The 12,408-nt window shown below is 35.6% G+C and carries 8 protein-coding genes and 5 pseudogenes; 9 read left to right on the top strand and 4 right to left on the bottom strand.

From position 1 onward, the window contains the following. Positions 1-162: 162 nt before the first annotated feature. The 9 genes and pseudogenes from PN471_RS11050 to dnaG all read left to right on the top strand — a co-directional run. Positions 163-369: pseudogene (locus PN471_RS11050) on the top strand (ChaB family protein); the annotation flags it as partial. A 35-nt stretch (positions 370-404) separates the two neighbouring features. After that, positions 405-623, top strand: a pseudogene (locus PN471_RS11045) (sensor histidine kinase); the annotation flags it as partial. 260 nt (positions 624-883) lie between these two features. Next, positions 884-1,246: pseudogene (locus tag PN471_RS11040) on the top strand (sensor histidine kinase); the annotation flags it as partial. Continuing rightward, a pseudogene (locus PN471_RS11035) lies at positions 1,210-1,533 on the top strand (response regulator transcription factor); the annotation flags it as partial. The pseudogenes PN471_RS11040 and PN471_RS11035, both read left to right, overlap by 37 nt. Before the next feature lie 488 nt (positions 1,534-2,021). Continuing rightward, positions 2,022-2,393, top strand: coding sequence for a roadblock/LC7 domain-containing protein (locus PN471_RS11030; protein WP_039199981.1), 372 nt, complete (start codon positions 2,022-2,024; stop codon positions 2,391-2,393). Between the two features lie 222 nt (positions 2,394-2,615). Then, the gene (locus PN471_RS11025) at positions 2,616-3,161 is read left to right on the top strand and encodes a GTP-binding protein (RefSeq protein WP_193896508.1); all 546 of its coding nucleotides are present in this window, start codon (positions 2,616-2,618) and stop codon (positions 3,159-3,161) included. Between the two features lie 77 nt (positions 3,162-3,238). Continuing rightward, a complete protein-coding gene (locus PN471_RS11020; RefSeq protein ID WP_271776890.1) occupies positions 3,239-4,117 on the top strand; it encodes a DUF4388 domain-containing protein in 879 nt (292 codons plus the stop codon). A gap of 113 nt (positions 4,118-4,230) precedes the next feature. After that, complete coding sequence (locus PN471_RS11015; RefSeq protein WP_271776889.1) at positions 4,231-4,785, top strand: protoglobin domain-containing protein; 555 nt, start codon at positions 4,231-4,233, stop codon at positions 4,783-4,785. Between the two features lie 277 nt (positions 4,786-5,062). Continuing rightward, positions 5,063-6,973, top strand: coding sequence for a DNA primase (dnaG, locus tag PN471_RS11010; RefSeq protein WP_271776888.1), 1,911 nt, complete (start codon positions 5,063-5,065; stop codon positions 6,971-6,973). A 94-nt stretch (positions 6,974-7,067) separates the two neighbouring features. On the opposite strand, the gene PN471_RS11005 is transcribed toward dnaG, so the two are convergent. The 4 genes and pseudogenes from PN471_RS11005 to PN471_RS10990 form a co-directional block, all read right to left on the bottom strand. Next, positions 7,068-7,553 carry a DUF3368 domain-containing protein gene (locus PN471_RS11005; RefSeq protein ID WP_271776887.1) on the bottom strand — a complete coding sequence of 162 codons (486 nt, stop codon included), beginning with the start codon at positions 7,551-7,553 and terminating at the stop codon, positions 7,068-7,070. Beyond that, entirely contained in the window at positions 7,550-7,795 is a 246-nt protein-coding gene (locus tag PN471_RS11000) for a UPF0175 family protein (RefSeq protein ID WP_271776886.1), read from the bottom strand. Before PN471_RS11000 ends, PN471_RS11005 begins: the two co-directional genes overlap by 4 nt. A gap of 435 nt (positions 7,796-8,230) precedes the next feature. Then, on the bottom strand, positions 8,231-11,584 hold the full coding sequence (locus tag PN471_RS10995; protein ID WP_271776885.1) for an Eco57I restriction-modification methylase domain-containing protein: 3,354 nt from the start codon (positions 11,582-11,584) through the stop codon (positions 8,231-8,233). 211 nt (positions 11,585-11,795) lie between these two features. Next, positions 11,796-12,276, bottom strand: a pseudogene (locus PN471_RS10990) (Uma2 family endonuclease); the annotation flags it as partial. Positions 12,277-12,408: the final 132 nt, after the last annotated feature.

The raw sequence follows: 12,408 nt of genomic DNA, 5'->3' as shown, positions 1-12,408 counted from the left end.
TCTCACTTGATGATGCTTACTCTCTTTATATATTCTCTTTAGTAATTTTGCTGTATCCCAGTTTAAATCTCGAATAAATCGCATTTTTTATCTCATTATTATTACCAAGAATGTATTTTACAATATTATTATCCTAATGTGTAATTAATTTCGCCTACTTACTTATTGGGGGCTGCAAGTGGAGCGATCGCTGGTAGTGCTGGTGCAGGTTTGGTATCAGTTCTCACTGCTTTAGGAATGCCAGAAGACAAAGCTACACTCTATCAAACCCGCTTGGAAGCTGGTGAATTTTTAGTGATGGTAGAAGTACCGAGCGATCGCAGTGGCGAATTTCAATTAATTCTCGAAAGTGCTGGTGCATTATCAATCGCCAAAAAGCTTGCTCAGTATTAGTTTTGACTTTGTATCCAGAATTGACAATTTGTAGTTTAACAATTTTTGGTTTAATGGGGTTAAGATTGCCTACTTTCAATAAAACCAATAAAATCATTTATACGGTATTGGAAGTTATTTTAATTTTAATTACTGGTTTTTTCGGTGGTATAAGTGCGAGACTTTTTACCTTTCTCTATTTAATTTTGGTAACTCGTAGTTGTTTGATTTTTCAACTTCCCGGACGATTACAGCAATTTGCAATCACACAAGGTACATCTTAGCCCCCTCATCGCTGGCGGGGAGGGGGTTGGGGGTGGGGTTCTTGTTCCAGGTTTGATGACAATTTGCTGTAACAGTTACTTTATCTTCATTTATTTTATTTATATTTACTCTGAGACAACGGATTCCTCCTGGAAGATTTTCACCAATAGCGCAGGAAAGATTTAGATTTTTCAGTTTTAGTTTGGCGGTTCTATTTGGCTCTTGTCAAATTTCTATTATTTCTCCACTGTCTATGGAAATCAGCACTGCTATTTATCGAATTATTCAAGAATCATTAACGAATATTTCTAAATATGCTCAAGCTACAGAAGTTCGACTAGAATTAATAACAACTTTAACAGGCTTGAAGCTAATAATTCAGGATAATGGTAAAGGTTTTGATGGGGGTCAAAATACTATAGGATTTGGTTTACAAAGTATGCGCGATCGCATTTTAATTTCAGGAACAAAATCCACCGTTGAAGAATTGGGAAATCAAGCAGGTATTCCTGATTTTACCGTGAGAAAGAATAATCAATTACTCGGTTATATTGAAGCCCAAAAAATCGGAGTGCTATTCGTGCGGTTAATAAAGGATATTCCCAACTAGGACCAGGAATAGTTAAAAAACTTATTACTCAATTTCCTGCTATTCCACCCCAACCTGTATTAGCTGTACCACCGAACTTAGTAGAACTTACGCCTAGAGAAAAAGAAGTTTTGCGGTTAATTGCCATTGGCGAAAATAATCGAGAAATTGCCAAAAAACTGTATATTTCCAAAGGAACAGTTAAAAATCATGTCACCAATATTTTAAATCGGTTAAATTTACGCGATCGCACACAAGCTGCTATCCTAGCCAATAGTTTTCTGACATACTTAGAACAAGATATTTGAAATAAATAGCACGTGGTTTCTTTGATGTAGTCATTATCAGATTACAACCTTTCTTCAGCACCACATTTACATAGACATACTTGATAATATTGACAAAAGTTAATCACAATACTTAAAACTTCCTATAGTTGACACTCTCAACAAAAACTAAAACAAAATACCCAAAATTGACACCGATTAAATCACCTCAAAAGCTTATGTCATATGAGTTACACAGCTTAAGATTACAAACAAAGCAATAATCTTAACTTATATTAATAATAAGAAAAACTAAATTCCGTATTTTTTCGGTATCATCTTAGTTTTGACTGGTGCATAATTCAAATCACAAGGATACTAGAAAAGAGGCCTCTATTTACACAGTCCCATTATTGTTTCTTTAAAATAAATGATACTGTACTACTACAAGTGAAAAGAGTTTGTTTAATTCCGTACTTACTTGATTTTCCTACCCACTTTCCCATTTAAAACAACGGAGAATAATCATCATGGCTATCAACTCAGAAAAACTCAGCATGGTTTTACAAAACTTTGTTAGTGCTACTACTGATGTACAGGGAGCAGCACTTGTTACTCCCGATGGACTCCCTTTAGCAGCCAGCTTGCCAGGTGGAATGGATGAAGAAAGGGTATCAGCCATGTCCGCATCTATGTTATCCTTAGGCGAAAGAATTGGTATGGAATTAGCCAGAGGAACTATTGACCGAATCTTTGTAGAAGGCAATAAAGGCTTTGGTATCTTAACTAGTTGTGGTCAAGATGCCGTGCTGCTAGTTTTAGCCAGTGAAAGTGCTAAACAAGGATTACTAATGCTAGAAATCAAACGAGTTCTGGCAGAATTAAAGCTGATTCTCATGTAAATTATATCACCTCGGAGGTAACTTATTCAGAGTTCCCCAATAGATAAATACTGCTGATTCTAGGCGACTTTTTACTTAATTGGATGTGTTTTTTTTGCAGTAAGTAGCTAGATTGGTGGTGTCAGCCTGAGTACGGGATAGTGCCAACCTTGCCAGAATTAAACAAGAAGAAAATAAAAATGTGAGCAACTGTAAACATTTTTGTATGGGAGGGTGATAAAGATGGAAATTATGCGCTTGGTTGTCACAGGAACTGTAGGGGCTGGTAAATCTACCTTTATTCGTTCCGTTAGTGAAATTGAAGTTGTAGATACAGATACCCGTGCAACTGATGAAACAGCATTGCTCAAGAAAAGAACCACTGTAGCCTTTGACTTCGGCAGATTGCAATTTGGTCCAGATATGGCACTGCACCTTTACGGAACACCTGGTCAAACTCGATTTGACTTTATGTGGGATATTTTGATTAATAAAGCACACGCTTATATCGTACTCATCGCAGCCCATAGACCAAGAGAATTTCGTCAAGCACGGAATATTATCAACTTCATGCAAGCGAGAGTTAGTGTACCGATGATCATCGGTATCAGTCATACAGATTGTCCTGGAGCTTGGGCAGAGGAAGATATATACTTAGCAATTGGTTATGTAGATGAGCAGAATCGGCCTCCTTTAGTTAAGGTGAATCCTAACGAAAGAGACTCAGTAGCAGAAGCAGTAATTCATTTAGTACAATACTTAATGGAAAGTTGTGCAGTTGAGAGTTAAGAGCTTTTTTGAAAGTACAAATTGGGATTTTGAATTATGGGTTTTAATAAATCTCTTCTTCATCAAGGAGGCTGATTATGTCTATTAATGGTAACTTTGCAGATTTTTCTTTACCAGAACTGCTGCAATTTTTAGATCAAGGCAAAAAGACAGGTATACTTCATATTGAATTGTCATCTGACAAAAATCAAACTAACGCCAAGCAACTTTATTATATTTGGCTGCATCAAGGACGAGTTGTAGGTGCATCCGATCGTTTAGATCAACAAGGTTTAACATTGTTAATTGCTCAACGAGGATGGGTAAGTGAGCGGGTAATTTCTAGGGTGACTCACATTTCTGCCTGTTTTATTAATTCACCTTTGGGACTGTGCCTAAAATCCCAAGGTTTAATCCAAGCAGAACAACTGAAACTATTGTTTAACTCTCAGGTTCTCCGTCCAGTCTGTGCCTTATTTCAAATTAAAGATGGTCAGTTCAAATTTGAACCAATTACAGCTTTACCATTGGGAGAAATGACAGGTTTAAGTATGTCCGCAACCGAAGTTATATTAATCGGATTGCGAGCATTACGAGACTGGAATGCCTTAGATGAAAAACTACCAGATCCCACCTCTGGCTTATCAGGTCTAAGTTCAAAACAGCCTAAATTACAGCTAAATGCTCAAGAATGGCAAGTCTGGGAATTTGCCAATGGTGAAGTTTCTCTAGCCAAAATTGCGGATCAACTTAATCTCGCCGTAGATACAGTATTGCAAATAGCTTTCCGTCTCATTGTGATTGGTTTAGCAGAAGAACATTTTATGGTTGCGGCTACTTCTGTCTCCATGACCGAGGAAGTTTCTACTTACGAAATACCCATAGTTGAACCAGTTCCAGAACCTACTCAAAAGCCAGCAGTTAGTCAATCATTTCTCAAAAATTTAGTCGGTTTTCTGCGGAGTAAAACTGCTTAATTAATCCTGTTACCGCCACTAGCTTAATTTTGAGAAATTTCTATACTCTATCTTTTACAGAGTATCAACAAAAGTTAATTAAATCCACACCTAACTATTTTTAAGGATTCATTATGGCTATTGAACCTCGCGCTTTTTTGACCACCATGGAAACCAGGATTAGTCTAACGGCTGAAGATAAAAAGATAATGCAAGCAAATACCGATTGGGGAACAGCAGTTGCTGAAGAAATGGCAAATCATTTCTATGAATTCCTGGGACGTGATGCAGAAATGAATGGTATTTTAAATGCCACTGAGGGACGGGTTCATCGTTTACACGCCACCTTTATTGATTGGTTTAATCAAATGTTTACAGGGATGGATAATTGGGGCGATGAATATGCAAAATGTCGTTGGCACATTGGCTTGGTTCATGTGAAAATTGGCATTGGTCCTCAGCACGTAGTTCCAGCAATGGCAGTTGTGGTTGATAAAGTCGGTAAAAAACTCAAAGCTGATGGTAAATCAGATGAATTAAAAGATGCTTTGGCTAAAGTTTGCATGATTGATTTAGCTTTTATTGAACAAGCTTATGTAGAAGTTTCCTCTGCTGCCGTACTTAAAGAAACTGGTTGGTCAGCAGCTTTATTCAGACGTTTGATTGCTACTGGTGCATCTGATATGTAATAGGGAATAGGGAATAGGGGTTTAACAGTGTTTATTGGTGTCAACTTAGGCCTGGCGAATAGAATATGGCTTCGCCTCCCGTAAGGGATACCCGGCTACACAAACGTTTGCGTAGCGTCACGTAGGATAGCTTGCCTACACGCACTAACAAAAAACTAAGGAATTTAAACCCACGCAAGTTAGTTTTGCCTGTGTAGACGCGGTTTCTAACCGCCCGGTTAACTTAATCAGTGACTCCTGCTATATAATAGATGTCAGTTATAATCGTTGACTGCTCATGCAAATTCCCCGTTTACATCCAGACACTATCGAAGAAGTAAAACTCAGGGCTGATATTGTTGATGTAGTCTCGGAGTATGTAGTCTTGCGGAAACGGGGTAAAGATTTTGTGGGGTTATGTCCTTTTCATGATGAAAAAAGCCCCAGTTTTACTGTCAGTCCCAATAAGCAAATGTATTATTGCTTTGGCTGTCAAGCTGCGGGTAATGCTATTAAGTTTGTCATGGATTTGGGAAAACGCCAATTTGCAGATGTGGTGCTAGATTTAGCCAAGCGTTATCAAGTCCCTATTAAAACTTTAGAACCTGAGCAAAGACAAGAATTACAACGGCAGATATCTTTACGTGATCAATTATATACTGTTCTCGCTTCCGCTGCCCAATTTTATCAACACACTTTAAGGCAATCTCAAGGACAAAAAGCATTAGAGTATTTAGAAAAAACTCGTCAATTTCAACAAGGAACAATTCAACAATTTGGTTTAGGTTATGCTCCTGCGGGTTGGGAAACACTTTACCGTTATTTGGTGGAAAGTAAACATTATCCGGTGCAATTGGTAGAACAAGCGGGATTAATTAAACCCCGGAAAGAAGGGGGCGGATATTATGATGTATTCCGCGATCGCCTAATGATTCCCATTCGTGATATTCAAGGCAGAGTTATTGCCTTTGGTGGCAGAACTTTAACAGAAGAACAACCGAAATATCTCAATTCTCCCGAAACAGAATTATTTAGTAAGGGGAAAACCCTATTTGCTTTAGATGAAGCGAAAGACGGTATTTCTAAAGTAGATCAAGCTGTGATTGTCGAGGGGTATTTTGATGCAATTTCTCTCCATGCAGCCGGAATTAATAACGCCGTTGCCTCCTTGGGTACAGCCTTAAGTATCGAACAGGTTCGACTACTATTACGTTACACCGAATCCAAACAATTAATCCTCAATTTTGATGCAGATAAAGCCGGAACAACTGCCACAGAAAGAGCAATTGGTGAGATTACTAATTTAGCTTATGCAGGGGAAGTGCAATTAAAAATCCTCAATTTACCTAATGGTAAAGATGCCGATGAATATCTACATAGTCATACTTCAGAAGATTATCAACAACTATTAACAAATGCCCCACTTTGGCTAGATTGGCAAATTCAGAAAATTATTGAAAATCGAGATTTAAAACAAGCTACTGACTTTCAACAAGTCACCCAACAAATCGTTAAACTATTGCAAAATATCGTTAATAGTGACACACTGAATTATTATGTTTCCTCCTGTGCAGAAATATTGAGTTTAGGAGATAGTAGACTTAAACCTTTAAGAGTTGAAAATCTCCTAACTCAAATTAAACCCGGTAGTATAAAACCCTCAATTCCACGCACAAGTAAACCGCCAACTAAAACACCAAAGCTATCTTTAGTTCACACAGAACGCAGTTTACTAGAACGAGCCGAAGTATTATTATTAATAATATATCTTCATTCTCCCCAGCAGCGGCAAATTATTATTGAAGATTTAGAAAATCGCAATTTAGAATTTAGTCTTTCTCATCATCGTTTTTTGTGGCAAAAAATGGCAGAATTCACAGTTGATGAAGTTGATTTAATTTCTAGTGTGCAAAATAGATATTTAGAATTAGGGGAAGAATTAGACATAGTTTCCCATATATTTCATCTCAATGAGAAAAATAAAACAGAAATATTGCGAACTCCCCATGTTATTCAAGCAGCATTAGCTTGTCTGGAAAGAGTATTCAGAGAAAAACGCTATCGTTATTTCATGGAACAATGGGAAAAAATAGATCCTGAAACCGAACCAGAAAAAGATAAATATTATGCTGAAGCCATATATATAGAAAAAATCCATTTACATGATCTTGAGAAACAGCGACAATTTTCTATTACCGACTTAATTTAGTAGGTTGGGTTGACGCAAGGAAACCCAACATTTTCGCAACTTTGTTGGGTTGCGCTCTCGCTTAACCCAACCTACATTACTACTCTATCGGACATTATTCATTCGCTTCTTTCAAAATACGATCATAGAGTTTATCACCAACTCTAAAAGTTGTTTGAGAAATTAAATCATCCATTACTAATTTAACATTATTGATGAATCCTCTTTTCTTAGCAATTAAAAGCATACCTAATATGCCTGTTAAAGACAATCCTAATTTTACTGCTTCTCGTCTTCCTAACCTTTCATCAATTAATAGTTGATTGGCATTTAATTCTACAGCTAATATAATAGCTTCAGCTTCTCCTTGATCTAAATTTAACTCTAACTTTCTGACTGATTGCTTATTAATAACACTTCTTATTTCTATCCAATTTGCATTTTTTAGGGCGTTATTAACTTTTTCTCCTGCTCTAATATCAGTTAATTCATTATATACTGCTTCTGGTATAATAATTCTAACATAAATATCTTCAAGCAAAGACAGTTGATCAATCTTTGCTAAACTGCTAATTGGCGAAGTATTACTAACAATAATCATAGCCAACCTGTAGATTGAAGAGTTTTAATATCTTCTTCAAATTCTTCAACATCATAGTGCATAGAAATATTACGTTGTGCAAGTAATTCTTGAAACTCTACATAATTCATTTCAGCGATTTTACTAGCCTTACCCAGACTAACCCTTTCTTGTAAAAATAGCATAACTGCGATTTCTACTAATAGTTCACTCCCTGTCATTCCGCTAGAATTTAGCACTTCATCAGAAATAGTTAAACTCATAATTTAATCTCCTTACAAACAGCAAATTTTATACAAAATAAGCCCTGAAGCTTTCCCAAATTCCACTATTTTGATAAATCAACAAGAGTATTCCCTAACTATTATAAACGATAGTTTTACCTATTTTTCTATCCTGAGAAACCTAATTTCTAAATTCCGTAGGTTGGGTTGACGTAAGGAAACCCAACATTTAAATAATTATCAGAATCAGGTGGTTATCGAGCGGAGTCGAGATAATTTACAGGATTTAAGGATTTACAGGATTTTTTTCATCATGATCTAGAGGATCCTATCATTTAAATAATTGTCAGAATCAGGTTATTATCAGTTTCATAATTAGAACAATAACATAATTTCGGAATTATCACAAATATTTAATCTCTTAATCCTGTAATTCGACTTCGCTCAGTAACCAGATATCCTGATTCAGACATATTATTTAGAAATCGGCATTCTTGGTGGTGCTGTTTTCCACATTAAATCAATTTCTTCAGGTGTGAGTTGATAAGCTTGATTAACCAAATCAGAAAGACGTTGTTCTAATTTTAAAGCTTCGTTTTTCCGACTTTGAATTTCGGGAACATAATCATTATGTGCTTTACGTAAAGCTGTAAAAGCTGGTATACTTAAAGGGTCTGAAGATTTTTTTGCAGTTTTTGGTTTTGGCATTCTTTTTCTCACTTCTTCTACAAAGTCTGTAAATTCCAAAGTTGCAAAATCTTCTAGTTTATTTCCCAGTTTCTCAATTTTGTATTCTATTTGCAACCAGTCAAGAACATCTTTATAAACTTGTCCGTTAAGTTTGGTAATTTCAATTAACCGCGTGACAATTGCTTCTACTTCTGCGCGACTTTCCTCTGTAGGTTGTGCAATGGGAATATTTTCTGTATAAATATTCTTCAGACGTAATACTTCATCTTTGCCATGAATTGTATTTCTTGATAACCAAGACCATATAAGGGGTGAATTGAGAACAGCAAGCAACCATAAATCAGAACAAGGTAAAGCAAAACAAGTCATATCTATGAATACATCTTGTTTATCTAAACAAAATCGTGAATGAAAAGCTAAATCCTGCCAAATAAGTTTAGGTTTTTCAAAAAGATGATAAAATGCTGGTGATGCTTGCCATTGCCACCATAACTGTTTACCTGCTCTAGCTTCTAATTTATTTCTATAAATTTCTAAATGTTGTTTAATAATAGGATATTGTTCTATATCTATATCTTTGTGAGCAAAAATTATCCAAAGTTTATCCCATTCAGGAATCCATCTTTTAACATCTTGACCTCTCAATAATGGTTTGATAATTTCTGATGATTTTGGATCAGATTGAACCAACTTATTCTTAGTAGCATCATCTATGAAAAAAGCCTCATTAAAACCTGTTTTTATTCCACATATTGGTTTAACCCCAGTAAACTCCTTTAACGGAACTCCTACCCGTTGAATTTTCCGCATTAAATCATCAACCGCAGGAGGTTCTAAACTCCAAGCATTAGCAGTAAACCGCGACCAAGGAATAGTATAACTATTTTCTGGATTCTGCACATATTGAGTGAGGTTAATATTTTTCAATTCCTCACGGGGAACAGAACAAACTAAAACCTTTTCTTCCTCCCTCCTCGCACCCCCCTCAGTCCCCCCGCTACGGGGGGAAGATGAGGATAAACTTTTGATATTCGAGGGTTGGGGTGGGGTTCTTTTCCTCGCTGCGATAATGCAGGGAAAAGTATCAGCGTCTTCAAAAATCGGTGCGTGTCCAAAATCAATAATTTGTTCAAATATACTTTCTTGAGAAAAGAACCGACGCAAAGGTTCACCATATCCAGAACGCAACCATTTATTAGTGACAATATAAGAAATAATTCCTTCTGGTTTCAGCAGATTTAAACCCTTTTCATAGAAATAAATATAAATATCTGCAACTCCATCATAAGTTTGATAACTTTCCTGTAAATAAGGTTTAAATGGTGATAACAACTCCTGACGAATATAAGGAGGATTTCCAATTACCACATCAAAACCACCTTCACTAAACACTTGAGAAAATTCACTTTCCCAAATAAAAGGTAAATCTGTAAATTGTGAATCAGCAACTATGGAATTACCGATTTTAATATTATCATCCAAATAAGTTAAAGTTTTTCCTTGAGTTGCAGTTTTTAACCACAAAGATAACTTAGTAATTTCTACCGACTCTGGAGATAAATCAACCCCAAATAGATTATTTCTGAGAATAGTTTTATCTAATTCAATATTTTCTGTAGTTTGATGTTTCAAAAATCGTAAATTATCATTAACTCGTTGATACTGACTTGCAAAATAATCAAAAGCTGCAATTAAAAATGCACCTGAACCGCAAGCAGGGTCAATAACTCGCGTTTTTACTAATACCTCATCTCGGTAACTTTCCCAAAATTTAATTTCTTTTTTTCGGTTTTCTTGTGTATCTGCAAATTCCTCTAATTTAAACTTTTCTCTTAATTCATCTTCGCGTTTTTGTAAATATCCACTAATTGCAACTTCGACAATATATTGAGTAATATAAGCAGGAGTGTAAAATACGCCTAACTTTTTCCGCTTACCTTGTTTTTTATCAAATTCCTGTTTAGCAACATCGGCTTTTAATTCTTCTAAATCTGTAATTGACTGTTCAAAAATCCGCCCTAAAATATCTACAGAAACTTCCGAATCAAAATCAAAGCGCGTCAGTTGTTTAAGTTGATTACATAAAGAATCGGGAATATCTAATTGTTCATCTAAGATTTGATCATGTTTAAATAAACCACCATTATAACCCGGAATGGGTGGATCTTCATTACCTTGGTCAACCCAACGAAAAACAGCTTGATAATTGTCCCAAATTGGTTTAGGATTATACACATCTTTGCTATCATGAGCTTTAGCAATTGTCTTTTCTGGTAATAATCCTCTATCTTCGCAAAAAGCAATAAATAAGATTCTGTCTAAAGTCTTTTGTGCTTTTTCAATTAATACTTGGTCAGAGTTAGGAATACCTAATTTACTACCAAAGCGAAACCGAAAATCTCTAACTATATTTAATCTAACTTGTTTATATTCTTCGTAAAGCTGTTTAGTAATATCCTCTTGTGCTTCCTCAGAAGTTGCTAATAACCTATCAATTGTAGATATATCTTTGACTGGTAAAAAGCTTGTCCGACACAGCAGAAAATAAAATCTTTTAAATTCCTCTAAATCTGCTAAATCAACTAATAAAAATTTTTCATAATAAGCCGGAGTTTTATTAGTATGATATAATCGTAATTCTCGATAATTAGAAATAATAATCCAATGACAATCAGGTGTATAATTAGCATAACGCCAACCCTGATCAACTGCGGATTCTTTTCTCCCTGGTGCGGGTCTATCTAAATCATCTTTTGTCCCTTTTAATTCAATTGGTGCAACAACTTTACCCTGTAATTTTACCTTACCTTTACTATTCTCTGTTGCGGTGAAAAATCCCAAAGCAGCATCAGCAGAACCACCCCCGTCAGCAATAGTTTGTTCAGCGTGAATTTCCCAAACTTTCCCACCACCTGCAATAATTGAAGAATAACCTAAAATATCTTGAAAGATATCTTTGAGAAAATCACCATGTAAAGAAACCTCTTTTACTTGGTTAAGAGTCCCTGAATTTAAAGCATCAACCCATTTTTTAATAATTTGGTGACGTTCTGGCAAATCTGAAGGAAATTTAAAATTACCCAAGGCATTTTTTAACGCCTTTTTCTGAAATAAAGCTTTAGAAACTTGTTGATTCATAACTATAATTTCTCAATGTATGTAAATTAATTAGCTCCCCGACTTCTTTGAGAATTTGGGGATCTTGAGTAAGTAGAGTAACGTAAATAATTAAAGGTTTGTAGTAAGGTCTTTAGACCTGAAAGTAGGGCTAAAGCCCTAACTACGAGCCAATTTCAGAATCTGTTAACTTACTTAACATAGTTCTATTTATTTTTGCCTACCTACTTAATCACTTTTCACAAGGTGGTAACATATCAGATAAACGAATTTGCAAATCAGGAAACTCTAAAGGTGAAACTGTTTCAGTCTCCATAATAATTACCTGACTTTCATAACCGTTTTGAGTCGGGTTTCTGAAAATGTATGATTCACGTTTCACCACATCTAAAACCCAATAATCTTTAATTACTGCTAAAGAATAAGCTTGAGCTTTAGTTTCACAATCTAATTTTGAACTACTATCTGCAACCTCAATAATTAAATAAACTTCTGATGGTGTAGGATGATGATCTGCATAGTCCAAAGGATCAATTTTTACAACTGAAATATCTGGTTCTGATTCAGACCTATTATTTAATTTTACTGGGTCTTGAACACATATTAAAGCCCGATTTTCCAATCTTTTTTTTTAGTACATAGTTTATTCTTCCCGTTGCTGAACGGTGCGCTGTTGATTTTGCACTTTTACAAAGTATCTTTCCTTCTAAGAGGATGTTTGAAAAGTTTCCGGCGATTAGAAATCGCTACTACACAAACAAAGTCCACCTGCGTGGACTAACGAAAAATCAAGGCTTTTGAACCCACGAAGGTGGGTTTCGTCTGTGTAGCTGCGACTTCTAGTC

Source organism: Aphanizomenon sp. CS-733/32, assembly GCF_028330045.1.
Taxonomy (GTDB): Bacteria; Cyanobacteriota; Cyanobacteriia; order Cyanobacteriales; family Nostocaceae; genus Dolichospermum; species Dolichospermum gracile.
Note: the sequence above shows the minus strand (reverse complement) of the source record. Positions and strands in the feature narration are given on the sequence as shown.